Source organism: Ferdinandcohnia sp. FSL W7-1320, from assembly GCF_038050315.1.
Classification (GTDB): Bacteria; Bacillota; Bacilli; order Bacillales; family Bacillaceae_L; genus Ferdinandcohnia; species Ferdinandcohnia aciditolerans.
Genome location: NZ_JBBPAM010000001.1, coordinates 3,705,685 through 3,729,809, shown reverse-complemented (window position 1 = coordinate 3,729,809; position 24,125 = coordinate 3,705,685). Strand labels below are relative to the sequence as shown.

Annotated in this window: 27 protein-coding genes, 1 tRNA gene and 1 riboswitch; of the genes, 17 read left to right on the top strand and 11 right to left on the bottom strand. The window is 35.6% G+C overall.

The genetic code is table 11. The annotated features are described in order from the left end of the window. The first annotated feature begins 23 nt into the window (after window positions 1-23). From NST91_RS18395 to NST91_RS18350, 10 genes are all read left to right on the top strand, one after another. Window positions 24-773 (top strand): cytidylyltransferase domain-containing protein, encoded by a 750-nt coding sequence (locus NST91_RS18395; RefSeq protein WP_121445341.1) that lies wholly within the window; start codon window positions 24-26, stop codon window positions 771-773. Beyond that, window positions 770-1,858 (top strand): UDP-2,4-diacetamido-2,4,6-trideoxy-beta-L-altropyranose hydrolase, encoded by a 1,089-nt coding sequence (gene pseG, locus NST91_RS18390; RefSeq protein ID WP_341332288.1) that lies wholly within the window; start codon window positions 770-772, stop codon window positions 1,856-1,858. Before NST91_RS18395 ends, pseG begins: the two co-directional genes overlap by 4 nt. Before the next feature lie 4 nt (window positions 1,859-1,862). Further along, entirely contained in the window at window positions 1,863-2,438 is a 576-nt protein-coding gene (gene pseH / locus NST91_RS18385; protein ID WP_341332287.1) for a UDP-4-amino-4,6-dideoxy-N-acetyl-beta-L-altrosamine N-acetyltransferase, read from the top strand. Continuing rightward, complete coding sequence (locus NST91_RS18380; RefSeq protein ID WP_121445338.1) at window positions 2,416-3,099, top strand: formyl transferase; 684 nt, start codon at window positions 2,416-2,418, stop codon at window positions 3,097-3,099. The genes pseH and NST91_RS18380 overlap by 23 nt, the downstream gene beginning before the upstream one ends. Continuing rightward, window positions 3,096-3,791, top strand: a complete 696-nt coding sequence (locus NST91_RS18375) for a PIG-L deacetylase family protein (RefSeq protein ID WP_341332286.1) — start codon at window positions 3,096-3,098, stop codon at window positions 3,789-3,791. Before NST91_RS18380 ends, NST91_RS18375 begins: the two co-directional genes overlap by 4 nt. An 18-nt stretch (window positions 3,792-3,809) precedes the next feature. Beyond that, window positions 3,810-4,859, top strand: coding sequence for a pseudaminic acid synthase (pseI, locus tag NST91_RS18370; protein ID WP_341332285.1), 1,050 nt, complete (start codon window positions 3,810-3,812; stop codon window positions 4,857-4,859). 564 nt (window positions 4,860-5,423) lie between these two features. After that, a complete protein-coding gene (gene yjzK, locus NST91_RS18365; RefSeq protein ID WP_121445335.1) occupies window positions 5,424-5,651 on the top strand; it encodes a protein YjzK in 228 nt (75 codons plus the stop codon). Window positions 5,652-5,752: 101 nt separating this feature from the next. After that, window positions 5,753-5,890 carry a YjcZ family sporulation protein gene (locus NST91_RS18360; protein WP_121445334.1) on the top strand — a complete coding sequence of 46 codons (138 nt, stop codon included), beginning with the start codon at window positions 5,753-5,755 and terminating at the stop codon, window positions 5,888-5,890. 151 nt (window positions 5,891-6,041) lie between these two features. Further along, window positions 6,042-6,296: a sporulation-specific transcription regulator SpoVIF gene (gene spoVIF, locus NST91_RS18355; RefSeq protein ID WP_121445333.1), complete on the top strand. Its 255-nt coding sequence runs from the start codon at window positions 6,042-6,044 to the stop codon at window positions 6,294-6,296. Window positions 6,297-6,434: 138 nt separating this feature from the next. Next, window positions 6,435-6,677, top strand: a complete 243-nt coding sequence (locus NST91_RS18350) for a hypothetical protein (RefSeq protein WP_121445332.1) — start codon at window positions 6,435-6,437, stop codon at window positions 6,675-6,677. Window positions 6,678-6,689: 12 nt separating this feature from the next. On the opposite strand, the gene NST91_RS18345 is transcribed toward NST91_RS18350, so the two are convergent. The 5 genes from NST91_RS18345 to NST91_RS18325 form a co-directional block, all read right to left on the bottom strand. Next, window positions 6,690-7,364: a DUF421 domain-containing protein gene (locus tag NST91_RS18345; protein ID WP_341332284.1), complete on the bottom strand. Its 675-nt coding sequence runs from the start codon at window positions 7,362-7,364 to the stop codon at window positions 6,690-6,692. Between the two features lie 77 nt (window positions 7,365-7,441). After that, window positions 7,442-7,864, bottom strand: a complete 423-nt coding sequence (locus NST91_RS18340) for a GNAT family N-acetyltransferase (RefSeq protein WP_341332283.1) — start codon at window positions 7,862-7,864, stop codon at window positions 7,442-7,444. Window positions 7,865-7,871: 7 nt separating this feature from the next. Further along, window positions 7,872-8,387, bottom strand: coding sequence for a 2'-5' RNA ligase family protein (locus tag NST91_RS18335; RefSeq protein WP_121445329.1), 516 nt, complete (start codon window positions 8,385-8,387; stop codon window positions 7,872-7,874). Window positions 8,388-8,500: 113 nt separating this feature from the next. Further along, complete coding sequence (locus NST91_RS18330) at window positions 8,501-9,226, bottom strand: alpha/beta hydrolase-fold protein (RefSeq protein ID WP_121445328.1); 726 nt, start codon at window positions 9,224-9,226, stop codon at window positions 8,501-8,503. 111 nt (window positions 9,227-9,337) lie between these two features. Next, the gene (locus tag NST91_RS18325; RefSeq protein ID WP_341332282.1) at window positions 9,338-10,567 is read right to left on the bottom strand and encodes a dicarboxylate/amino acid:cation symporter; all 1,230 of its coding nucleotides are present in this window, start codon (window positions 10,565-10,567) and stop codon (window positions 9,338-9,340) included. Window positions 10,568-10,713: 146 nt separating this feature from the next. Beyond that, window positions 10,714-10,864: riboswitch (cyclic di-AMP (ydaO/yuaA leader) on the bottom strand. A gap of 212 nt (window positions 10,865-11,076) precedes the next feature. Here NST91_RS18325 and NST91_RS18320 point away from each other — a divergent pair. Together NST91_RS18320 and NST91_RS18315 are read left to right on the top strand one after the other, a co-directional pair. After that, window positions 11,077-11,149: transfer RNA gene (locus NST91_RS18320), tRNA-Val, on the top strand. Window positions 11,150-11,284: 135 nt separating this feature from the next. Continuing rightward, window positions 11,285-12,295: a DUF3231 family protein gene (locus NST91_RS18315; RefSeq protein WP_341332281.1), complete on the top strand. Its 1,011-nt coding sequence runs from the start codon at window positions 11,285-11,287 to the stop codon at window positions 12,293-12,295. Window positions 12,296-12,365: 70 nt separating this feature from the next. On the opposite strand, the gene sstT is transcribed toward NST91_RS18315, so the two are convergent. The 3 genes from sstT to NST91_RS18300 form a co-directional block, all read right to left on the bottom strand. Further along, entirely contained in the window at window positions 12,366-13,601 is a 1,236-nt protein-coding gene (gene sstT, locus NST91_RS18310) for a serine/threonine transporter SstT (RefSeq protein ID WP_341332280.1), read from the bottom strand. Between the two features lie 370 nt (window positions 13,602-13,971). Continuing rightward, a complete protein-coding gene (locus tag NST91_RS18305) occupies window positions 13,972-14,649 on the bottom strand; it encodes an SOS response-associated peptidase (RefSeq protein WP_341332279.1) in 678 nt (225 codons plus the stop codon). 18 nt (window positions 14,650-14,667) lie between these two features. Further along, window positions 14,668-15,942: an ATP-binding protein gene (locus tag NST91_RS18300; RefSeq protein WP_341332278.1), complete on the bottom strand. Its 1,275-nt coding sequence runs from the start codon at window positions 15,940-15,942 to the stop codon at window positions 14,668-14,670. Between the two features lie 198 nt (window positions 15,943-16,140). On the opposite strand from NST91_RS18300, the gene NST91_RS18295 reads away from it, so the two are divergent. Beyond that, window positions 16,141-16,638: a PTS sugar transporter subunit IIA gene (locus tag NST91_RS18295; protein ID WP_341332277.1), complete on the top strand. Its 498-nt coding sequence runs from the start codon at window positions 16,141-16,143 to the stop codon at window positions 16,636-16,638. A 50-nt stretch (window positions 16,639-16,688) separates the two neighbouring features. Here NST91_RS18295 and NST91_RS18290 read toward each other — a convergent pair. Next, window positions 16,689-18,022, bottom strand: a protein-coding gene (locus NST91_RS18290; RefSeq protein WP_341332276.1) for an IS3 family transposase whose coding sequence is annotated in 2 segments (ribosomal slippage) — window positions 16,689-17,609 and window positions 17,612-18,022 — 1,332 coding nt in all. Because the reading frame shifts where the segments join, the coding sequence is not laid out codon by codon here. Between the two features lie 496 nt (window positions 18,023-18,518). Here NST91_RS18290 and NST91_RS18285 point away from each other — a divergent pair. Continuing rightward, on the top strand, window positions 18,519-19,778 hold the full coding sequence (locus NST91_RS18285; RefSeq protein ID WP_341332275.1) for a tetratricopeptide repeat protein: 1,260 nt from the start codon (window positions 18,519-18,521) through the stop codon (window positions 19,776-19,778). Between the two features lie 175 nt (window positions 19,779-19,953). Here the strand turns inward: NST91_RS18285 and NST91_RS18280 are convergent, their stop codons facing one another. Both NST91_RS18280 and cudC read right to left on the bottom strand, forming a co-directional pair. Next, entirely contained in the window at window positions 19,954-20,217 is a 264-nt protein-coding gene (locus NST91_RS18280) for a hypothetical protein (protein ID WP_341332274.1), read from the bottom strand. 5 nt (window positions 20,218-20,222) lie between these two features. Beyond that, a complete protein-coding gene (gene cudC / locus NST91_RS18275; RefSeq protein WP_341332273.1) occupies window positions 20,223-20,753 on the bottom strand; it encodes a choline uptake/conversion transcriptional regulator CudC in 531 nt (176 codons plus the stop codon). A gap of 326 nt (window positions 20,754-21,079) precedes the next feature. Here cudC and proV point away from each other — a divergent pair, with 326 nt between their 5' ends. From proV to NST91_RS18260, 3 genes are read left to right on the top strand one after another with little or no spacing between them, the layout of a single operon-like run. Then, a complete protein-coding gene (proV, locus tag NST91_RS18270; RefSeq protein WP_341332272.1) occupies window positions 21,080-22,330 on the top strand; it encodes a glycine betaine/L-proline ABC transporter ATP-binding protein ProV in 1,251 nt (416 codons plus the stop codon). After that, on the top strand, window positions 22,330-23,178 hold the full coding sequence (locus tag NST91_RS18265; protein ID WP_341332271.1) for an ABC transporter permease: 849 nt from the start codon (window positions 22,330-22,332) through the stop codon (window positions 23,176-23,178). The genes proV and NST91_RS18265 overlap by 1 nt, the downstream gene beginning before the upstream one ends. Beyond that, the gene (locus tag NST91_RS18260; RefSeq protein WP_341332270.1) at window positions 23,178-24,077 is read left to right on the top strand and encodes a glycine betaine ABC transporter substrate-binding protein; all 900 of its coding nucleotides are present in this window, start codon (window positions 23,178-23,180) and stop codon (window positions 24,075-24,077) included. The genes NST91_RS18265 and NST91_RS18260 overlap by 1 nt, the downstream gene beginning before the upstream one ends. Window positions 24,078-24,125: the final 48 nt, after the last annotated feature.

The following is a 24,125-nucleotide window of genomic DNA, read 5'->3' as shown; positions in this document are numbered from 1 at the left end:
TATGAATTTCAAAGGTGATTTTAATGAAAATAGTAGCTATTATTCAGGCTAGGATGGGATCCACGAGGCTACCAGGAAAAGTTTTAAAAAAAGTATTAGGAAAAACATTATTAGAATATCAAATTGAACGAGTAAAAAAGTCGAAAATAATCGACAACATTGTAGTGGCCACAACGACAAAGAAAAGCGACCAGGCAATTATTGATTTGTGTGAGCAGTTATCAATCGATTATATCCGTGGGTCTGAAGAAGATGTGTTATCACGTTATTATGATGCAGCATTGGAATCGAAGGCCGATATTATCATAAGGATAACTTCAGATTGTCCATTGATTAGTCCAAGTATAATAGATCAAATCATCACTACATTTCTACAAAACTCTCCAAGGTATGATTATGTTTCAAATACGATTGAAAGAACGTATCCTAGAGGATTTGATACCGAGGTTTTTTCCTTTAATGCGCTCGAACAGTCGTATAGGCAAGGCATCGAACATCTATATCGGGAGCATGTCACCACTTATATTCTCAGAAACCCTACCCAGTTTCAAATAAAAAATGTTAAATACAAGAGTGATTTAAGTAAATACCGTCTTACAGTTGATACGGAAGAGGACTATGAGTTAATAAGAAACATTATAGAAATTCTTTATCCTAAGAATCCTAATTTTGATCTAGAAGATATAACCCGTTTATTAGAAAAAAGAAATGATTTATTTCTTCTTAATGCTCATATCCAACAAAAAAGTGATGGAGAGAAAAAACCAGAATGAATGTATTTATTCGTGTAGACGCTTCGTTTGAAATAGGGACAGGGCATGTGATGAGGTGCTTAACTCTAGCAGAGCAATTAAATGAACATGGTGCAAAAATTACATTTATTTGTCGGAAACATGAAGGAAATCTTTGTGACTATATACAAAGTAAGGGGTTCCCAGTAATTGTTTTGCCAAGAAAAGATGCAAAATACATTCGAGGGCATGTCTTACATGCCGATTGGCTAAAAGTATCTCAAAAAGAAGATGCAGCCGAAACAATTTGCTTTATCAAAGATAAACGTGTTGATCTATTAGTAATTGATCATTATGCACTTGATATTGAATGGGAAAAAGAGTTAATACCTTATGTAAAGCGTATTATGGTAATTGATGATTTAGCGGATCGAAAACATAAATGTCACTTTCTATTAGATCAGAATTTCTACGAGGATATGGATACGAGATACAATGCGTTAGTACCAGACAATTGTGAAACATTTTTAGGGCCAGAATTTGCAATATTGCGAAAAGAGTTTTTGGATAGGAAAGACTGTTTAAGAGAAAGAAATGGTCAGATCCGCCGTATTCTAATTTTCTTTGGAGGTATTGACCCTACAAACGAAACATTGAAGGCGATAAACGCTATTATGGCATTATCTCGAGAGGATATTATGGTTGATGTTGTAGTAGGTAGTAATAACGAAAACAAAGAAAATCTAAAGGCTATTTGCAATAAAAGTAAAAATATTATATTTCATCTTCAGGTGAATAATATGGCTGAATTGATGAATCAAGCTGATTTGTGTATTGGAGCAGGGGGAACAGCAACTTGGGAAAGATGTGTAATGGGATTACCTACAATTTTAATCTCGATTGCAAAGAATCAAGAATTAATCGCGTCTACATTAAGCAAACGTAAGATCGTTTGCTATTTAGGTTCAAAAGAGCAGGTTACTGAAAAATGTATTACTTCAACACTTGAATCTTTATTAGTTACCCCAGATCAATTAATACAAATGGAAAAGTTATCTAAAGACCTACTGAAGAATGAAAATGATAATTTCCACTCTCTTATTCATGCAATTTGTGAAAGGAATTAAAAGGATGAAGTACAAATTACAATTTCTAACTTCCGAATATTTAGATACCATATTGTCATGGCGTAATCAAGATCGAATTAGAAAAAATATGTACAATGAAAAAATCATTACGATGGAAGAACATCAACAATGGATTCAACATATCCTTCAATCCAAAAACGATGTTTATTTATTATTTTTTATGGATGATATTCCAACGGGATTGGTTTACTTTAATAGAATTAACTATAAGCATGAGCATTGCTATTGGGGGTTTTATCTTGGTAGGGATGATGCGGCTAAAGGGTCGGGGACGATAATGGCAACCTTAGCTTTTGACTACGCCTATAAAAAACTGAAGATGAACAAAATTTATGGGGAGATACTAGCATACAATCTTGCCAGTGTGAAGTTCCATGAAAAATTAGGTTTCAAACAAGAAGGTTTATTTAAGGGTCACATAAAAAAGGATGATAAATTTATAGATGTATATACGTATGGTCTCTTAAATAAAGATTGGTATGAATTCCAACGACCTTTTATTTTGAATGATTTAGTACGTAAAGGGATTGATGTATGTGAAGATAGCTGTAGTTGCTAATCACGAACGATATCACTCGGTTTTTCAAGAATTAACTAATGAGTTAGAACATGAAGTTTATTGGATAGATAAGAAGGAAGACTTGCAAAAGGAAAGATTACTCGAAATGAATCCAAGATATGTCTTCTTTCTTCATTGGTCTTATATCATTCCCTCCGAAATATACAATCACTTTGAAAGTGTTATTTTCCACATGACAGACGTTCCATTTGGAAGAGGAGGGAGCCCATTACAAAATTTGATTAGTCGAGGTATTTATGAAACAAAAATTACTGCATTGAAGTGTGAAAAGGATTTAGATGCTGGGCCAGTATATATGAAGAAACCATTATCGTTATTTGGCAATGCGGAAGAGATATACGTGCGTGCGGCCAAAACGATAAAAGATATGATTATTAATATCATTGAACATCAGCCTACCCCTATAAAGCAGGAAGGAGAGCCGGTCTTATTTCAAAGAAGAAAGCCTAAAGATGGGGATATTAGCCAATTAAAAACAATAGAACAAGTTTTTGATTATATAAGGATGCTAGATGCAGATGGCTATCCAAAAGCTTTTATAGAAATAGGGGAATTTCGATTAGAGTTTGAAAGATGTTCTTTAAAACCTGATCATATACATGCAGATGTAAAAATAAGAAAAAGGAAGGATGTTACATGAACAAGAAAGTATTAGTGATTGCAGCACACCCTGATGACGAGGTATTGGGGTGTGGGGGAACTATCGCAAGGCATGTTAAGGAGGGTGATAAAGTTCATACTGTTATTCTCGCCGAAGGTATTACAAGTAGAGATAAATCAAGAGATCGAAACGCGCATAAAGAAGAATTATCTGAATTAGGTTCTGCAGCAAAAAGGGCGAATGAAATTCTAGGTGTACACTCCCTGAAATTAATAGACTTACCGGATAATCGTTTAGATTCACTAAATCGTTTAGATCTTATCAAAATAGTTGAAGAGCTAATAGATGAGATTAAACCCAATATTATATATACGCACCATATAGGCGATGTTAATATTGATCACCGCCGCATTCATGAAGCTGTAATTACAGCCTGCCGGCCTTTTCCTCAAAATCACTTTGTCGAAGAACTTTTATTTTTTGAAACAGCCTCCAGCACGGAGTGGATGACAGCAGGTTCAGCACCTCCATTTGTACCTAATTGGTATGTAGATATTACAGATACTTTGTCTCTAAAACTAAAATCCTTGGAGGCTTATGATTATGAAATGAGAGAATGGCCACATGCTCGTTCTATAAAAGCATTAGAATACCAAGCCTATTGGCGAGGTGCGAATATAGGTAAACAAGCGGCTGAAGCTTTCCTATTAGGACGAAAAATTCAATCTTAACAGAAAGGGAAGGTCTTTATGAAGGAGATAAATTTAGGAGGGAGATTAGTTGGGTCCACGCATTCTCCGTTCATTATTGCAGAAATGTCTGGAAACCATAATCAATCATTAGAGCGAGCATTAAAGATTGTTGAGGCAGCTGCAAAGTCTGGCGTACATGCTTTGAAAATTCAAACGTATACTGCAGACACAATGACACTTAATGTTGAAAACAGTGATTTTTATATAAATGATTCAGACAGCATTTGGAACGGAAATTCATTATACAGTCTGTATCAACAGGCATATACCCCCTGGGAGTGGCATAAGCCAATTTTTGAAAAGTGTAAAGAGTTGGGTATTATTCCGTTTAGTACTCCGTTCGATGAAACTGCAGTGGACTTTTTGGAAGGATTAGGTGTCCCATTTTATAAAATCGCATCGTTTGAAATCAGTGATATACCGCTGATAAAAAAGGTAGCTTCAACAGGTAAACCTATGATCGTCTCAACAGGTTTAGCAACTGTAGCAGAAATTGAAGAGGCAGTGAGAGTAGCAAGAGAAGCGGGATGTGAAGATATTATTTTGTTAAAATGCACAAGTTCGTATCCAGCATCACCTAAAAATACAAATATAAATACGATACCTCATTTAAAAGAATTATTTCAATGTCAGGTAGGACTGTCAGATCATACCTTGGGAATTGGTGTAGCTGTTGCAAGTGTTGCATTAGGTGCTACGGTTATTGAAAAACATTTCACATTGAATCGAAGCGATGGTGGGGTAGATTCTGTATTTTCAATTGAACCAGAGGAGATGGAGTTACTTGTCATTGAGACAGCAAGAGCTTGGCAGTCACTAGGAGAAATAACGTATGGACCAACGAATCATGAAATACCCTCAAAAAAATATCGTCGTTCACTATATATTACAAAAGATATGAAAACTGGTGATGTCTTCACTTCTGAAAACCTAAAATCGATTAGACCTGGTTTTGGATTACATCCAAGGTACTATGAGAATTTATTAGGGAAAAAAATTTCAAAAGACACAAAACGTGGGACACCATTAACATGGGAACTTTTATAAAAACAGATATTGATAGACAAGAAAAAACAGGCTGATTAGTCTGTTTTTTTATATAAAGAAACATTAAATTAATTAGTAATACAAATCTATTAAAAATCTATGAATACTAGAAAATTGGGGGTCGTAATTGGACAAACACCGCTTAAAAAACTATCTCAACTTTTCTTACATTAATTTATAGTAATTAAGGTGGTTAGTAAAATGTTTGGATTTTCAATGGTTCAATTTATAAGGAATTATGGTTCCAAAATGGTCAAAAGCCCCAGAAAAAACCAATAAATTTAAATCGCCCATTTACATGGACACCCTGTTTTTTGCACAAAACACTCGAAAAGTTATCAATGAAACCTAAGAAAATATAAAAAGAAACAGAATAAAAAATATATTCCGGAAGATATAAAAAAGATTTACTAAAAGGTGAGATAAATGGAAAGGTATTGATTTTAAATACCTATGGTGCAGGTTGTATTAACGCACATAACGCAATTAAGTAAATCGAACGATAAAAACAGGCTCAGGTAGCCTGTTTTTAGCATTTTATATAGTACTTGGAGGTGTAGCGTTATGAGCAAATTTGAAAAAGAGATCGAACGTTTTGTTGCGGATTACTACAAAGACCATGATGAAGCGAAGGCAAAATTAGATAAATGGGCTTCAGAAAACGAAAAGGGGTTAAGGAAGTTAGATACTGAGGCTAGTAAATTTGAAAAACAGTTTGAATCAAGAATGGAAAAACTTGATCAATGGTTTTCTAAAAAACAACAAGAGTTAGAGAAAAACATAGAGGGATAAGGACCCTGAAATTCCGCGTTTGCCCTGTGTTCCTGTCCTCACCAAAACACACTTAGTAACATATTTTATAATGTACTCTTTTTAAGAGGAGGTGCAAAAATATGGGCTACGGATTCGGTGGTTGCGGCTTTGGCGGCTACGGTTATGGCGGTGGCGGATATGGCTACGGTAGTACATTTGTATTAATCGTAGTATTATTCATCCTATTAATTATTGTAGGTGCTTCTTTCTATAACTAATATCAACATTCCCCCAAATTGAGGTACGAGTCAAACGACTCGTACTTTCTCCATTTATTACCCGAAATAATGAATTTAGGTTTTACCCCGCGACATGCACCACTTTTAGGCGGGGGTCATACGATATAACACAAAGTAAGGAGGCTTCAAAATGGACAATAACTTTTTTAAGAATATCGAAAAGAAAACAGGCGTAAATATGCAGGATGTATTCCAGTTAGCAAACTCTTTGCAAAATGCGAATTTTAAGGATGAAAACACAGTTCGCTCTGTAATTAGAAAGGTTTCACAAATTGCAAATAAGCCGGTAAACAAACAGCTTGAAGACAAAATTGTTAATAGCATTGTAAATGGCGACCAAAAAATGGACTTTAACACTATTTCAAAAATGATTAATAAAAAGTAAGCGTGTGGTCTGGCGAAATTGCCAGGCCTTTTCTGATACGACCCTTATAAATACAGGAGATACTTCGAAAATTTTAATATATAACATAATGTAAATGCTCGATACATAAAACTAATGAAAAAGGATGGAGGGCAAAACATGGGATATATATTACCAATTAATAATGAACAATATACTCAATATGTACATCGGACTACAATCTATAAAACAAACCAAATTAAGTTAAATCCAGTAAATCCAATGTCATTAAATATGAATCAGCAAATGCATGGCTTAAACCATGTTGAACGTAAAGCAATGACAAAAAAACAAAGCCAATATATTGAAAATATTCGTTCTCAATATACTGGCAAAGGGCTGCTTTACAACGAGTCTATATGAAAAATAGGAAGGTTAAAATTCTTGAACGTACAGGCCTTCCTCTTCATGCCATTCTGCAATAAGCAAATCCTTATACGTGGCTACCCCCTGGTTTTTCAATTCCGAATGTAGCCATGCCTCAGTAAATCCACTTTCCTCTAGGTTTTCTTGAATTAATATGCCATCACTTACTAATGTAATAGGGAGACGAACCTTCTGTTCCGCCATATTATAATCTTGGCGTGTGGGTGGGTCATATTTAGATTTTTTTAGGACGCTAATGGAGCCATCTGTTTCTAAAATTGCATACTCTACTTCTCTAATTGAAAAAACATCCTTCGCCCGAAGAAGATGCTGTAATTGGTTGATATCAAGTTTGTTTTTCTTTAAATGTTCTTTAATTATCTTTCCTTGATGAATAATAATTGTTGGCTTTCCCTCAAGAAAAGGCCTAGTCCTTCGAACTTTCTGAGTTATTAATTCAATTACATAAATTAATACTCCCCATACAATAATGGAAAATAGTATTTGTAATACGCCAATTTTTTGATCATAAACCGCATTTCCAACTAATTCACCAAGTACTAAGGCAGAGATAAAATTAAAAGGTGTAATTTGTGTAATTTGTGTTTTACCTAATATTTTTGTAAGAACCAGTAATCCTAACAGACCAACTACTAAATCAAATGCAATTCTAAAAAATTCCAACTCATTCACCTCTCTATGGTAGAATGAGCAGGTTTACCCTTTTTTATCCATGAAAAAAAGGATGTCATTCGACATCCTTATATTTCCTTAACCATTGTGACATGAGGAATTCCAGCATCCATAAAAAGACCAGATACGGTTTCATAACCAAGCTTTTTATAGAAGTTTTCTGCATGCGTTTGAGCATTGAGCTTTAATTTTGAAATGCCTTGCTCTCTAGCGATGTCCTCCATCTTATGCATAATCAAATTCCCTGCACCTTTTTTTCGATGTGAAGCAAGAACACAGATACGCTCCACTTTGCCGTACTCGTCAACAACGCGGAAACGGCCAGCTCCTACAGGCTCATTATGATCATAAAGGACAACGTGTGTTGCCTCATCTTCAAATTGGTCAATCTCTTCTTCAAGAGGTACTTTTTGTTCATCAACGAAAACTACTTTTCTTATTGTGTAGGCATCGTCTTTTTCATTGTTGTTCGTTACAATTCTTGCTTCCATAATGTCATTAATTTTCCTTTCCTAAACGAAATGTTTCGTAAACGGTCCAAGAACCATTTTCTAACTGATAGAGGAGGTGGAAACGGTCAATTTGCTCTTCGTGATCCATTTTTAACATACGTAACTGACCATACACATCTGAATGTTCATCGCTAGATAGTTTTTGCCCAATTGTAATATGTGGCACAAATGCATATTCAGGTTCTCCAGCAAAATAGCCAGAGTGTAAGGCATTATGTAATGTCTGTAATTCTTCATTTGGATCTACTTTTAAATAAATTACATTGTTTACAGGAGAAAACGAACTCACCTTTAACACATTTAATTTAAATGAATCTACCTGTTTAGCTACCGCTGCTAATTCCCTTGTAATATCCACAATCTCATGATCGGATGCTTCGAATGTGTTTTTTAGTGTGATATGCGGTGGGATTAATGCATAATGCGGGTCATACCGTTTACGATATGAATTCGCGATGTCTTGAAGTTTTTTGGATGGGAAGATAACAATGCCGTATTTCATTTTATTGCCCTCCTATAGTTTTAAATTTCAAAAAGTGAAGTACCAAATGTTGTAAACGAAAAATAATAATATAATTATATCAAATATTTGAAAATGATAGAATAAAAAAACGGCTATTTGAGCATTTTTGAAAGTGCCCTTGGTAAGTCAGGCTGCCAGTATTTCCACGTGTGATTACCGTTAAATTCTTCATAGAAATAGGAAAAACCTTTGCTCACAATGAGCTTATGTAATTTTCGGTTTGGCGTTAAAAAATCCTCAATATTACCCTTTGTTGTTTTCACCTCGGTTTCACCTGTCCCGATTATATGATATAAGTCAAGGAGATATGGGTCTGCAAAACTTTCAACCTGTAACAGAACATGATCATTTACAAGGGGAGATTGCATGATCACCTTTCCAAAAGTATGTGGGTATTCAAGTGCTGTTAGTAGTGAAATCGTCGCCGCCAGAGAATCCCCGATTAATGCACGTCCTTGTCCCATTTGATAGGTCGGGAACTCTTGATCAAGAAATGGGACAAGTTCTTCCCCTAAGAAACGCTTATACAAATCATGCTGCTCACCATCTGGGTGATATTTCTTACGGCGGTCTGCAACGCTTTTATAAGGAACTCCAACAATTATGGTATTGCTTATTTCACTTGTTTCAATTAGCTTATCCGCAACTCTCGCAACCCTGCCTAGATTAAAGTAATCGCGCCCGTCCTGAGCAATGAGTACATTATATTTATATAGAGGGGAGAAGGTAGCAGGCAAATAAACGATAAGCTCAAGTTCTTCATTTAAAATCTTACTATGTATAGTCATTTCCCTAACAGTACCTTTATTAATCGTCATCTTTTTAAACCTCCAAACATTCGATCAATTATGTTGCATCACTATTATAACGCTTGAAAAATAGGAAAGCGACAGGAAAAACTCCCTGTCGCTTTCGGTACAAATTAAAAATTAAGCTGCTGCTTCATCCATATGTTTCTTTTCAGATTCTGCAACATATACAGCACACGCAGCATCACCTGTGATATTGATGGCTGTACGTGTCATATCAAGTAAACGATCAATACCAATAATTAAACCGATACCTTCTGGTGGTAAACCAACTTGATTTAGAACCATTGCTAGCATGATTAAACCAACACCAGGAACACCAGCAGTACCTACACTAGCAAGTACAGCCGTTAAGATAACCATAATAATTTGAGTAAAAGTTAGGTCAAATCCGTATACCTGTGCAATGAAAATGGTGGCTACACCTTGCATAATAGCTGTACCATCCATATTGATAGTCGCACCTAATGGTTGAACAAAGCTACTAATTGGTTCAGGAACCTTAAGATTTTTCTGTGCAGTTTCCATTGATATAGGGAGTGTAGCATTACTACTTGACGTACTAAAAGCAACTGTCATCGCAGGCGCAAAACCTTTGAAAAACTCAATAGGGTTTCGTTTTGCCAATAATGCAATCGTGCCACCATAAGTAATGGCTGCGTGAATAAGTAGAGTGGCAAGTACAATTAGGAAGTATGCAAGCATTGCTTTTATTGCAGCATACCCTTGGCCACCAATAGCTGTTGCAATTAATCCGAATGTACCATAAGGAGCCGTCTTCATAACAAGATTAACAAGATACATTAATACTTCATTTGCTTGTTCGAATAAATTTACAATACCTTTCGTTTTTTCGCCTAACACGGTAAGAGCAAAACCTATAAAAATTGCAAATGCAATAATTTGAAGCATATTACCATCTGTCATTGACGTGAATGGATTTGTCGGGATAATTCCAATTAAGGTTTCCATGAATGGAGGAGCTTCAGTAGCCCCATCATAAGTAGCCCCTTGCGTATCAAAAGCTCCACCAGCACCAGGTTTGAAAATGGAAGCAAGAGCGATGGCAATTGTAATCGCTATCGTTGTAGTTGCTAAAAAATATGTTATCGTTTTGGCACCAATTCTTCCAAGCTTCTTTGGATCACCAAGGCCAGTAACTCCTAGAGTAATAGATACCAAGACTATTGGAACAACAAGCATTTTAATTAAATTCAAGAAAATTTGACCCAATGGAACGAATACCCACGTATTTGCATATTCAAAAACAGTAGGTGATGTTAAATTCAAAATAAGACCTACAATCGCACCAAGACCTAAACCTAATAAAATCTTCTTAGTTAATGACATAAAAAACCTCCTCTAAGTTGTATTGAAAGTGTTTTCTTTTTTTGGCAAAACAAATGGGAATGCGCATGTCGAAGAACAGCATTCTTTTCGTAAGACACAAAAAACCACGAGAGTGTGGCTCGTGGCTTATCGATAAAATTGCGCAACAATGCTCTCTCCAAATGCTTACGAGGTTAGCTGTCGGATTCGGATGAAGAGTATCTCCTACCTTTATAAAAAAGGATTCACCCCGTGTGCTCTTTTGCACGTTTATGGTTCCCCCGTTTCCCAAAAATGGGAATTCAGCGACTATTAAATTGTACTTTGCCTTGATATTATATTTATACAAATAAAATGAATATATGTCAATAATAACATATATTTATGGTTTTTACGATGTTAATATTTTCATAGGAAAATAGTGAACGACAAATAGCAAAAACCACAAAATTATGTATTCACGATAAAATGACTAGAATTTAATTGACAAACACTCAAAACGGATGTATATTATGAATTATTCATATAGTGATTCCGTAGCTCAGCTGGGAGAGCACTACCTTGACAGGGTAGGGGTCGGAGGTTCGAGCCCTCTCGGAATCATCATGAGATCACTTGAGTTTTCTCAAGTGATTTTTTTGCGTTTATTTTTAGACTTTGGATAATAATTATAATAATTTTATCCGTTTTTGGAGAAATTATCCTTGTTAGGACTAGACTGGGAGGTTGTTCGTTCACATGGAGGATAAAAACAAGATTCGTCTAACAGCTGCGGAGATGTCGAGCTTATGGACACAATACATAAACGATACGTTAGCTGAATGTGTTAATTTGTATTTTTTAGATAAAGTTGAAGATGAGGAAGTACGTCCAATTATTGAATATACACTGGAAGCATCTAAAGAAAACCAAAAAATTGTACGTGAAATTTTTGAAAAAGAAGAATTTCCTATCCCATTAGGATTTACAGAACAGGATGTAGATTTTAAAGCTCCTAGACTATTTTCTGATACTTTCGTATTAATGTACCTAAGGCAAATGTCTATTCTCGGAATGGCAGGTAGTAGTGGAGCACTGGGCCTTGCGACACGGCCCGATGTAATTGCTTTTCATAAGCGGGTATTAAATTTAGGTGTTGAATTGCAGGACCAAACACGTGAATTAATGTTAAAACAAGGAATATATGTAAGACCTCCGTATATATCTATTCCCGACAAGGTTGATTTTGTAGAGAAACAGCATTTTTTAGCTGGTTTCATGGGGAAGAAAAGAGCACTAACCTCTATTGAAATTAGTCATTTATTTTTAAATATACAGACCAATGCGATTGGTAAGGTACTGATGACAGGATTTGCACAAACTGCAAAAGGTGATGATGTAAAAAAATTCTTAGTAAGAGGAAAGAAACTTTCGCAAAAATATATAGAACTTTTTAGCGACTTTTTAATCAAAGAGGATCTTCCTGCTCCAATGAGTTGGGATTCAGCTGTTACAGATAGTAATGCGAGTGTTTTCTCTGATAAACTTATTATGTTTCATGTGTCAGCAATGATTGCAGCGGGTATTGGGAATTTCGGAATGGCCATGGCGGCTAGTCCAAGGAGAGATATAGGATTTAGATATGCATCATTAATTCCAGAAATTTCGATGTACGCTGAGGATGGGGCAAATATTATGATTAAACATGGGTGGTTGGAGGAGCCTCCACAAACAGATAACAGAGAAAAAATTATTAAAAAACAATCTTGATAAAAAAAGACAAAGAGAACGTATCAGTCCCTTTGTCTTATTGTGTTTATTAATATGTTTAAATAAAGGATTAAGCCGACTTAACCGTAACATTCTTCTTTTCTTTACGTTTCTTAGCATATTCAGCAGTTGCAGTGAAAAGTACGTCCGATGATGAGTTAAGAGCAGTTTCACAAGAGTCTTGTAGGACACCGATGATGAAACCAACTGCAACGACTTGCATGGCAACATCGTTCGGAATTCCGAATAAGCTTGACGCTAAAGGAATAAGTAAAAGTGACCCACCGGCAACACCAGATGCACCTGCTGCTGAAATTGCTGATAAGACGCTAAGAATTAGAGCTGTTGCAAAATCAACTTGAATGCCGAGTGTATGAACAGCTGCAAGAGTAAGAACAGAAATCGTTACTGCCGCACCAGCCATATTTACAGTTCCGCCTAATGGGATTGAAATAGAATAAGTATCTTTATTTAATCCTAGTTTTTCACAAAGGTTCATATTAACCGGAATGTTTGCTGCTGAGCTTCGAGTAAAGAAGGCTGTTAGCCCACTTTCTCTTAGACATCTAAATACAAGTGGATATGGGTTTTGACGAATGTAGAAATAGACAATTAAAGGATTCACAATAAGTGCAATAAAGAACATACAGCCAAGCAAAAGGCCTAGGATTTTTCCATATTCCATTAATGCAGATAGTCCATTTGTTACAAATGCGTCGAACACTAGACCCATGATTCCGATAGGAGCTAGGCTGATTACCCATTTTACGACTGTTGCGATTGCATCAGATACGTTGGTAATTAATGTCTTAGTTGTGTCGTTTGCATTTTTTAATGCAATTCCAAGAACAACTGCCCAAGCTAGAATTCCGATGTAGTTTGCATTCATTAGGGCATTAATCGGATTGTCTACAATATTAAATAGTAATGTTTGAAGGACCTCTAAAATACCACTTGGAGGTGAAAGGTCTTCTGCACCAGAAACAAGTGACAGATTTACTGGAAAGATAAAACTTGCCAAAACGGCTACGAATCCAGCTAAGAATGTACTTATTGCGTATAAGCCGATAATCGATTTGATATTTGTTTGGGTTCCACTTCTGTGTTTAGAGATGGCGTCAATAACTAAGAATAAGACCAATACAGGTGCAACAGCTTTTAGTGCACCTACAAATAATGAACCAAAAATACTAACCCATTTTGCTCCTTCTGGTACGACTAATGCTAATAGGATACCAACGATAATACCACCAAATATACGTTTAACTAGGCTAATCTGATTCCATTTGTAAAAGATTTCTTTCATATTCTTTCCCCCTTTTTCATGGTTGTCCATCTTATTATCTTATGAAATTAATATTATATGAATAATATAATATTTGTTAGTTTAACACGAAAATTGTCAATTGTGTATAAAATTTAAGAGTTGGAAATGAAATTTTAAGGTGAAAAATTTGGTATTTAAAAAACATAGAACTCTTTGACATAAAGGAAAGTTATGAAAGTATAGGCATTATTGATCATAGAAATCAAGTTTTTCAAACCTATACATAAGTAAAAATGACTACCTTATAGTCACAAGAGTTTCGGTATACTAAAATAATAGTTTTGAGATAATTAGCTTTTAAAAAAATAAAAAACAACTAATCCGTGATAGAAATTAGTCGTTTTCTTCATTAACATATTTTTTGAATTAAATTTGGTGAGTTATTGCTAGGCGAGTTTACTAAAGACGAAACCTCATATGCCTCCATGTTGTCAGCAGTCAGTGGTTTGAGTAGATGTGAAACCCTCGATACATCCTTTAGAGATGGATTAAGCCATGCTTGTTCGTCCTCTTTATTTAATATAACTGGCATACGATCGTGAATATCCCTCATTAGTTCGTTTGGGGTTGTGGTAATGATTGAACAAGAATATAAGGTATGCCCATCCGGAGATTTCCAACGTTCCCAGATTCCCGCCATTGCGAATATATCATTCGATTTTAATTTAATTCGTATCGGTGTTTTTGTTTTGTTAGGCCCTTTTTTCCATTCATAAAAGCTATCCGCAATAATCAGACAGCGTCTATGTTTAAAGGCATGTCTGAAGCTTGGTTTTTCAGCCAATGATTCAGCGCGTGCATTGATCATTTTATATCCGACTTTCTCATCCTTTGCCCATGAAGGTACAAATCCCCAACGTAAATAACCTAAGCGATTTTGTGTACCGTCATTTATAACTGAAAGGACCGAATGTGAAGGGGCAATGTTATAGCTTGGTTGATATAAATCTTGTTCAATTGCCGCTTTAATATCAAAACGGTTAAGTATATCTTCGTACTCTGCAAAAAGAGTAAATCGACCACACATTATGCATCACCTCATGTTTTAATATATTGGAGGATTTTTGGATATTGGTAACTTGATAAGAAAAGAGGTTCCTATCCCAACCGTACTTTCTACATCGATTGAACCTTTTAATTGCTCAATAATTTGAAAACAAATGGTCAGCCCTACGCCAGTTCCTTTATCTTTTGTTGAATAAAAAGGGGTACCTATTTTGGAAAGTTGTTCTTTTGTCATTCCAGGACCATTGTCAGTGATTTTAACAATAATGTCTTGGTCTGTTGCAAAAGCATTTATTTGCAATAAGCCGTCATTTCCAATTGCTTCTATTGCGTTTTTAATAATATTTATCAAGACTTGTTTGATTTCATCCTTATTCCCGTTAATGTATAGCGAGTCTTCAATGAAGGTTTCAACCTCAATGCTTTGAATATTTGTATAAGATGTCATGAGTTCAACCGTTTTTGATAGTTCTTCGCTGATGTTTACCAATTCAGTATTACTATTATTTGGCTTAGCAAGAGATAAATAATCATTTATGATCGATTGTGCACGATTTAATTCAGAAAGGGTAATAACGATATAATTTCGCTGTTTATCAGTAATGTTATCATCTCGAATAATTAACTGAAGAAATCCATTTACTGTAGTTAGCGGATTGCGTACCTCATGGGCAACTGATGCTGCTAGTTGGCTAACTACGTTCAATTTTTCAGAACGTCTTAATTCCCTTTGTAAGAGAATTTGTTGCTTTAAGTTCTCAATAAGTAGAACTACTAATAAGATGGTAATCCACGTAATAAACGAAAAAAGGATCATAATTAGAATTTGATCAACTTGGTTATATTTTACTAAGGTAATTGCTCTTGTTATAACAATGAAACTGTAAATACATGTAAGTGTGATTAGCTTTTTATTTAATAGAAGAGAATGGTACCTTTTTAAGAGAAAATAAAAAATGAATACAATAATTGCGTAATTCATAATAGACAGGAGAACGTTAGTATATCCAAGCAGTAATAAATAACCTAGCATAATTAATATAACAACAATTCCTTGGATAAATCCTATATAGAGGAATGCGATAAATATCGGGATTATCCGAAAATCATAAGCGAATCCATTCGCGTATGTTACTGGGAAAGTGACAGTTAAAAGAAGCATAATGATAATCATTCCAAGAAGTTTATTTCGGTGAAGCTTTGGAGAAGAATGATTATCTTGGATAGTCAATAAATAATATATAAGAATAGGAAAAATAACGATTAATACATGGTAAAGAACATGTCCAATATGCTCTAACAACTTTTGCTCCATCTCCCTCTTATTTCTAAAATTTTTGAATACTGCTTTTTGTTAGAAATTCGACATATTCACCGATAATCCTTCTATATTACTTGCATACTCGACAATATTTTGACAAAATGAGATATGCTATTCAACCCAATCATAATTCTTTTTTTCTTAATATGGGTATGATACAACTAAACATATCTATAATATTGGAGGCTTATTATGTTTAAAAAATTATTTGGAAGTAAAGATAAAAAAATTGAGGAAGTGTTAGTGGCTCCTGCAAATGGAAAAATCCTTGCCCTAGAAGAGGTTCCAGATCCTGTCTTTTCTCAAAAAATGATGGGCGATGGCCTTGCGATCGATCCGTCAGAAGGGAAAGTCGTTTCTCCTGTGAAAGGTGAAATAATTCAGGTCTTCCCGACTAAACATGCTATTGGTATAAAAACTGAAATAGGTTTAGAACTTCTTATACATATAGGTCTTGATACAGTGAACATGAAGGGTGAAGGCTTCACTACACATGTAAAAGAAGGGGATAAAGTTGAGGTTGGAACCGATCTCGTAACCTTTGATTTAGATTTAATTAGAGAGAAGGCAGCGAGTACAATTACACCAATTATCATCACTAATTTTGATGCAGTTGAAACGTTTGAGATAATTGGAAGTGGCCAAGCAACAGCGGGTTCAACAGAGCTTGCAAAAGTGAAGAAAAAATAAGCTTACGGTCCTATAATCTGTACCCCTTGTAAAGGACATTTTAAAAAAAGCTAGGCTACTTTAAGAAGATGATCTCTGTATTGAACAGGGGTCATCTTTTTCATATTCCATTGATATCTGTAGTGATTGTAGTAGTGGATGGCAGCTTTCACTTCTTGCTTAAGTTCTTTTAAAGTTTCACATGATTTTATATCAGCCAGGTCCTTAAAATGACCAAAGAATGATTCCTGTGGGGCGTTGTCCCAACAGTTACCTCTCCTAGACATTGATTGTTCCAATTTGAATTTTTTCACCAGCTTTTGATAAACAGGGCTGGTATAGTGACCTCCCTGATCAGAATGTATATAAGCTCCTTTAGCCAGTTTGATTCTCCTGTTTTTCTTTAACTTCTTAAGTGTATCCGTAGCGATATCTAAAGTAATTCGATCAGAGACCTGATGAGCTAAGACTTCATTGGTGGAAGCGTCAATAATGGTTGATAAATAAGCCCTTTTACCTTTTCCGAAATATAGGTAGGTTATATCCGTAAGAAGGACCTTGTGTGGGATTCCTTGTTTGAATTCCCTGTTAAGTAAGTTCGGGACGACCTTGTGCTCCTGCGTAGCCTTAATGATGCGCTTGTAGGGGTTCGCTCTCCTAAAAGGGCTCTCAATCCCGTATTTCTTCATGATTCTTCTGATTCGCTTAAGATTGAAAACAACACTAAACTGACCTGCCAATACCATCTTAATTTGACGAGCCCCTTTCTTACGGTTCTTGAAATTGTATGCTTTTAAAACCAGGTCCCGAAGGGATTCATCCTTTTTCTCCCGATCCTTCCTTCTCTGAACTTGTTTAGCAGAAAAGTAGTTATAGTATCCCTGACGGGACACACCAGCTACTTTACAGAGGTGGGTTACCATCCTTGTTAGATTGTATTTCTCGATAACGGAATGAATAAGGTTAAATTTCTGGTCAGCTGACAATTTTATTTCTTCTTCATCCCCCTTTCTACGAATCGTATCTTTTTTAATAGTTCATTCTCTGCTTTCAACAGGTTATTTTCGGCCTCTAACCTTGCATATTTTTCTTCAGTGGAAAGCTCTCTTTCCCTTGGTCTACCTGAGTTTCCTGATCTTGTATCACGAAGTCCTAGAATTCCGTGCTTACGATAAGCTTCTCGCCATCTTTTTCCAGAAGACTCAATCCGTTTCATACCTAATACCTCAGTATCGAACCCACAGTCCTCAAATATCTCTCTAGGAAACTTCCCCAGGTCATTTTGAGTTATAAAGTGCTCCTTAAACTCATCTGAATAGGTAATACCTTTGGGACTTACTGATTTTACATATGGATTTTTAGCTAGTAATTCGATCTCTTTTTCCGAGAATATTTTTTTACTCATACTATCTCTCCCGCACTATTTTTAATCTATTGTACATAAAAAGACCCTGTGCAGCAGACTTTTTTTAATGTGTCTACTACACAGGGTACAGTTTACTATCTGGGACCGTTTTTTTTATAGTACTTTTTGTGTATTTGAACATGTCTTTACATATTAATCAGAACAGAGCATAGGTTTTAATGAATAAAAAAAGAAAAGAAAGACACTCAATATGGCAAAAGTCAGTGTGACTTCCATCGTGTTGCTCTGAAAAATGAGTCTTTTGCCCTATTTATTAAAAGAGGGTTTTTACCAATTTTCTAGAAAAAGTTATTATAAGAGTTTAGACAGTCAACAAATCAGAAACGAAAAGGTCTAGGAACTCACGCTATAGGTACGGAGCGTACACTTTAAATACGTGAAGAACGGAGAGACCAGATGATGACAGGATTCAAAGTTTTTCATTTGATGGCTTTTTGAATTGCCTCTATAACCAGTCAATGAGAGGGTATGAAAGATGGAGATAGGAAGCAGAATACGTTTCTTTAGAATTCAAAACAATATGACACAAGAAGAATTGGCACATGAGATTATCTCAATTTCTTATCTTTCAAAAATTGAAAATAACCAAACCTCTGCAAGCATAGAGGTACTTGAATTATTATGTGATCGATTAGGAATCAAGCTAATTGAAAGTGAAGAATATGCCCAGCTAAAGGAGCTTTATGATTGGTACCACCTAATGGTTTCTCGAAAAAGGGAGCAGGCGGTTTCATTTTATGATGCTTATGAATGTAAGAATACAAATGATTCACGGGTTGCCATTTTCTTTGTTCTTTTTGAACTAAGGTATCTAATATTTACAAACCAATTAGAAAAAGCTGAACAACATATCAAGAAAATTGAATTATATAAAGATATTTTTGAAATTCGAATGAATTACTTCTACGAAAAATTTGTTGGTCAGTTTTATTATTTGAAAAGCCAGTTTTCCGTTGCAATGGATCACTTTAAGGTAGCAGAGGAGATTTTAACGAGCAGTGTACACTTTGAGAGCTGGGAAACGGCTGATTTATATTATTATAAAGGTCTAAATAATAACCGGATGGGGAAATTAGCCTTAAGTATCGTGTATATACAGAAGGCATTGGCAATCTATCAATCTCTTTACGATTTAAAAAGGAGTGCTGAGTGTCAAATATTATTGGGAATTTGTTATGAAAAAATAAACGAATTCGAAATGGCTGAAGAGAATTACTTGCTTGCAACAAAGGTAGCAGAAGGGATAAAAGACCCGTCATTACTAGGTTTAATTTATCATAATCAAGGTGTCCTCTATTCAAAATTAGGTGAATCCAATAAAGCCATTAAGCAATTTGTAAATAGCCTTGAACATAAAGAAGAACACATGGTAATTGGGCGTTTACGGTCGATTCACGGTTTAATTGAAGAAAATTATAAAATAGGAGACCATGAAGGATGCAAAAAATGGCTTGAGGAAGGGTTTACCATAGTTGAGAATCACCAGGGGTATCCTGAATTCAAGATTCATTTTATCTATTATGATTATTTGTTGAATAAGTCTGATAACTTGATGAGATTTATTGAAAAGGATGCATTGCCATATTTTGAAGGCATTGAACATCACCTTTACGTAGCCTATTATGCAGAGGAACTTGGAAAAATCTATCAAGAAAATCATAAATATAAGCTAGCAAGCTATTATTTTTCAAAGGTAATCTCATCTTTGAAAAAACATAGTCATATAAATCAATAAAGGAGATGATCGTAAAATGAAAAAACTAATGCTACTATTCGTGCTTGGGCTTGTGACAATTGCTGGTTATCAATTAAATGAAGGAGTTGCATGGGTGGACAATGACTATCCAGATTCACACGAAGTACAGGTATAATGTAGAAAGCAGCCTGATTGAGGGCTGCTTTCTTTGATTCTATAGAAAATTATGATAATCTGTTTGGTTATTTTTTACTTCATCGATTTGATTTTGAATGCTGCGGGAGTCGGTAGAACGTTTCTTTTTGGAAATAAGGTCTACTACAAAACCAACAAAGAGTAACCCTCCAAAGAAGACTAACATCCAGCCCCATAATGGCATTTTCTCACCCCCATATAGTAACGTATGAAATCGTATTAAATTGATGAGGGATACAGACGAATCGTAATCTGTTTTTAACATAAAAAGAGCAACGTTCATAAACGTTACTCTTTTGGAACAAATGTAAAGATTTCATGTGATTCAAAGCTATCTACTAACCGGTTAAGCCAAAAATAATATTCTAACGCATTGTTTAACTTTGCAATATCATTTTCTGCTTCTACTTTAACCTCTTCGCTAATTTGTTCGTCCTCTATGAGTTCCTTAAGATCAGCTAATGATTTCTGAATGGCACTTACATTCATAGAAATGCCACTCCTCCATTTTATCGTAAAAAAGTCAATAAAAGTTTGATACCAGTCTTCTTCAACCTCATAAAGGTCTTTTCGAATCCCTTTCTTCCATACCTTATCAACCATTTTTAATTCCACCAAGTTACGAACGGAAGTACTCATACTTGTTTTACTCATGCCTAATTCTTGTTTCATATCATCCAGCGTCATCGGCTCATCATGAAAATACATGAGACCCCAAAGTCTTCCAACTGAAGGTGTTACTCCATATAAATTCATATTTTGAGCAATCGCATCAATCACACGTTCTCGGGCTTTTTCTAGCTTGTCTATGCCTTGCAAATAGATTCACATCCTACATCAAAGGTTTGATATATATAGACTACTCATTTGTACAATGAATGTAAAGGGGAGGTGCTGGAAGGATTATGGAGGATACTGAAGGAATTCTATGCATTTAAGATGTAAAGTATGTACAGTTTTTACTTTACAAACTTTACGGTTGCATATCACGTTATATCAACTTTGAGTATTTTGGAAATCATTACTACAATTAAAAGGTCAATGTGACTATTGCTTTCTACATAGGATACAGTAGTTTGTTTGAAAATCATAAAGGGTAGTTTGTATTAGGCAAGTTTTCAGCAAGAAAAAATTGAGGTGACAGAATGGAAAGTGAGAAACAAGCAAAAATAAAGGTTTCTAGTGTAACGAAAATTTTTGGACGATCGTCTAAAAAAGCTATTCAACTTTTAAAAGAAGGAAAAACAAAGCAAGAAATTTTAAAAAGCACTGGATCAACCGTTGGTGTAAATCAAGCAAGCTTTGAGGTATATCCCGGAGAAATCTTTGTCATTATGGGGTTATCCGGAAGTGGGAAATCTACCTTAGTTCGACTTTTAAATAGATTAATAGAACCAACTTCTGGTCAAATTTTTATTGATGGAAAAGACGTCGTATCCATGAATAAAGAAGAAATTCGAGAAGTACGTAGGAAAAAAATGAGCATGGTGTTTCAACGCTTCGCATTATTCCCACATAAAACGGTTCTTCAGAATACGGAATACGGACTAGAAATTCAAGGTGTAGCAAAGCATGAACGTTCACAAAAGGCGTTCGAGGCTCTTAAATTAGTCGGTCTTGAAGGCTATGAAAATCAATATCCTGACCAACTTAGTGGTGGGATGCAGCAGCGAGTTGGGCTTGCAAGAGCGCTCGCAAATGACCCGGATATATTATTAATGGACGAAGCATTTAGTGCTCTAGATCCATTAATTCGTAAGGATATGCAGGATGAATTGATTGAGTTACAAGGCTCTATGGAAAAAACGATCGTCTTTATTACACATGATCTCGACGAAGCGTTACGAATCGGTGACCGTATCGCTTTAATGAAGGACGGAAACATCGTACAAATCGGAACCCCTGAAGAAATACTAATGAATCCATCTAATGAGTATGTAGAAAGATTTGTAGAGGATGTTGATTTATCAAAGGTACTGACTGCAGGCCATATCGTCAAACGAGCGGAAACCGTTCAGGTTGATAAAGGAGCCAGACTTGCTCTTAAAATCATGAAAGATAATGGTTTATCGACTGTCTATGTTGTTGACAAGCAGAATAGACTTGTTGGTGCGGTGAGTGCTGTAGAAGCTTCGAAAGCGGTCGAGCAAAAATTACCATTAGCTGAAGTCATGGAAACAAATCTTAAAACGGTTGATACAAGTACATTACTTGTTGATTTATTCGATGATGTTTCACAAGCTACTATTCCAGTAGCTGTAGTTGATGAACAAAATCGACTTAAGGGAATTGTCATACGAGGTGCCGTGATCGGTGCACTTGCTGGTAATGACACATATATAAATGACTTTGGGGCTGAACAACTCCCTCCAAGTGATGAAAGGGAGGCTTTATAATGGAAGGTTTATTACCAAAGCTGCCAATAGCGGATTGGATCGATACATTTGTAGACTGGTTAGTCTCAAATTTCGAATTTTTATTTGAAGGAATTGCAGTAGGACTTGAAGGATTTGTAGAAGGGATTGTAGCAGGATTAGGATTTATTCCTTCTATTCTACTAACACTTATCTTGGGTGCTGTGGCCTGGAAAATTTGTAATTGGAAAATTGCACTTTTTACATTGATTGGTTTATTTTTAATCGATAACCTTGGTTACTGGGGCAATATGCTTGAAACAATTGCACTTGTGCTAACCTCTGTGGGAATATCGGTTATTCTTGGAATACCGCTAGGAATATGGGCCTCACAAAGTAAAACTGTGGGAAGTATCGTGATTCCAATTCTAGACTTCATGCAAACAATGCCTGCATTTGTTTATTTATTACCGGCAATCTTTTTCTTTAATATCGGAGTTGTACCTGGTGTTGTGGCGTCAGTTATATTTGCAATGCCACCAACAATTCGATTAACGATACTTGGAATTACCCAAGTGCCACAAGATTTAATAGAGGCAACTGAAGCCTTTGGATCTACAACAAAACAAAGATTAGTAAAAGTTCAAATTCCATTGGCTATGCCTACAATTATGGCCGGTATTAACCAAAGCATCATGCTTGCATTATCTATGGTGGTAATTGCCTCCATGGTAGGAGCACCAGGGTTAGGAGCAGATGTATACCGAGCTGTTACACAACTGCAAACAGGAACTGGTTTTGAAGCTGGTCTAGCGATTGTTATTGTTGCAATCATCTTAGATCGGATTACTCAAAATATAGGAAAAACTAAACAAGGGGGAACTGCTTAATGTTAAAAAAAGTAGTCAAAGCATCATTAGCAATTGGATTTACTCTAGGATTAGCTGCATGTGGTGGCAATTCTGATGAGGCAGGAACTACATCTACATCTTCAGCATCTGTAGGAGAAAGTGTAGATTATGAGATTGTTGGAATTGATCCAGGGGCAGGAATCATGAAGGCAACTGCTTCAGCAATTGAAGAATATGGTCTTGAGGATTGGACTGTAGTTGAAGGTTCTGGTGCAGCTATGACAGCAGCACTTAAGAAGGCCTATGATAAAGAAGAACCAATTATCATCACTGGTTGGACACCTCACTGGAAATTCTCAGCTTTCGATCTTAAATATCTTGAAGATCCTAAGGGAGTATATGGTGGGGAAGAAAACATCCATACTATTGCACGAAATGGTTTAGAAGAAGACATGCCAGGTGTTTATAAGTTCTTGGACCAATTCAATTGGACATCAGATGATATGGGAAGTGTAATGGTAGATATTAATGAAGGAACAAAACCGGAAGAGGCCGCTGCGAATTGGATTGAAGAAAATCCAGATAAAGTTGCAGAGTGGACTAATGGTGTAGAGGAAGGAAATGGCGAAGAAGTAAAATTAGCCTACGTTGCATGGGATAGTGAAATCGCAAGTACCAATATTGTAGGTAAGGTTTTAACAGATTTAGGATATAAAGTAAAAATGAGCCAAGTAGAAGCCGGCCCAATGTGGACTGGTGTAGCTGATGGTTCTGTTGATGCACACGTTGCTGGATGGTTACCTGTAACTCATGCTGATTATGTAGAAAAGTATGATGGTCAGTTTGAAGATTTAGGTTCAAACCTTGAAGGCACAAAAATCGGCTTAGTTGTACCAGCTTACATGGATATTGACTCAATCGAAGACTTAAAAGAATAAGAGTCAATCATGTAAGGATAAGTTAAAAAGAAACTGTACATTCTCTAG

What these genes read in the sequence shown, in the direction of transcription:
- NST91_RS18395 (WP_121445341.1), top strand. Translation starts at nt 24, where the DNA reads ATGAAAATAGTAGCTATTATTCAGGCTAGGATGGGATCCACGAGGCTA.
- pseG (WP_341332288.1), top strand. Translation starts at nt 770, where the DNA reads ATGAATGTATTTATTCGTGTAGACGCTTCGTTTGAAATAGGGACAGGG.
- pseH (WP_341332287.1), top strand. Translation starts at nt 1,863, where the DNA reads ATGAAGTACAAATTACAATTTCTAACTTCCGAATATTTAGATACCATA.
- NST91_RS18375 (WP_341332286.1), top strand. Translation starts at nt 3,096, where the DNA reads ATGAACAAGAAAGTATTAGTGATTGCAGCACACCCTGATGACGAGGTA.
- pseI (WP_341332285.1), top strand. Translation starts at nt 3,810, where the DNA reads ATGAAGGAGATAAATTTAGGAGGGAGATTAGTTGGGTCCACGCATTCT.
- yjzK (WP_121445335.1), top strand. Translation starts at nt 5,424, where the DNA reads ATGAGCAAATTTGAAAAAGAGATCGAACGTTTTGTTGCGGATTACTAC.
- NST91_RS18360 (WP_121445334.1), top strand. Translation starts at nt 5,753, where the DNA reads ATGGGCTACGGATTCGGTGGTTGCGGCTTTGGCGGCTACGGTTATGGC.
- spoVIF (WP_121445333.1), top strand. Translation starts at nt 6,042, where the DNA reads ATGGACAATAACTTTTTTAAGAATATCGAAAAGAAAACAGGCGTAAAT.
- NST91_RS18350 (WP_121445332.1), top strand. Translation starts at nt 6,435, where the DNA reads ATGGGATATATATTACCAATTAATAATGAACAATATACTCAATATGTA.
- NST91_RS18340 (WP_341332283.1), bottom strand. Translation starts at nt 7,864, where the DNA reads ATGGAAGCAAGAATTGTAACGAACAACAATGAAAAAGACGATGCCTAC.
- NST91_RS18335 (WP_121445329.1), bottom strand. Translation starts at nt 8,387, where the DNA reads ATGAAATACGGCATTGTTATCTTCCCATCCAAAAAACTTCAAGACATC.
- NST91_RS18330 (WP_121445328.1), bottom strand. Translation starts at nt 9,226, where the DNA reads ATGACGATTAATAAAGGTACTGTTAGGGAAATGACTATACATAGTAAG.
- NST91_RS18325 (WP_341332282.1), bottom strand. Translation starts at nt 10,567, where the DNA reads ATGTCATTAACTAAGAAGATTTTATTAGGTTTAGGTCTTGGTGCGATT.
- NST91_RS18315 (WP_341332281.1), top strand. Translation starts at nt 11,285, where the DNA reads ATGGAGGATAAAAACAAGATTCGTCTAACAGCTGCGGAGATGTCGAGC.
- sstT (WP_341332280.1), bottom strand. Translation starts at nt 13,601, where the DNA reads ATGAAAGAAATCTTTTACAAATGGAATCAGATTAGCCTAGTTAAACGT.
- NST91_RS18305 (WP_341332279.1), bottom strand. Translation starts at nt 14,649, where the DNA reads ATGTGTGGTCGATTTACTCTTTTTGCAGAGTACGAAGATATACTTAAC.
- NST91_RS18300 (WP_341332278.1), bottom strand. Translation starts at nt 15,942, where the DNA reads ATGGAGCAAAAGTTGTTAGAGCATATTGGACATGTTCTTTACCATGTA.
- NST91_RS18295 (WP_341332277.1), top strand. Translation starts at nt 16,141, where the DNA reads ATGTTTAAAAAATTATTTGGAAGTAAAGATAAAAAAATTGAGGAAGTG.
- NST91_RS18285 (WP_341332275.1), top strand. Translation starts at nt 18,519, where the DNA reads ATGGAGATAGGAAGCAGAATACGTTTCTTTAGAATTCAAAACAATATG.
- NST91_RS18280 (WP_341332274.1), bottom strand. Translation starts at nt 20,217, where the DNA reads ATGAACGTTGCTCTTTTTATGTTAAAAACAGATTACGATTCGTCTGTA.
- proV (WP_341332272.1), top strand. Translation starts at nt 21,080, where the DNA reads ATGGAAAGTGAGAAACAAGCAAAAATAAAGGTTTCTAGTGTAACGAAA.
- NST91_RS18265 (WP_341332271.1), top strand. Translation starts at nt 22,330, where the DNA reads ATGGAAGGTTTATTACCAAAGCTGCCAATAGCGGATTGGATCGATACA.
- NST91_RS18260 (WP_341332270.1), top strand. Translation starts at nt 23,178, where the DNA reads ATGTTAAAAAAAGTAGTCAAAGCATCATTAGCAATTGGATTTACTCTA.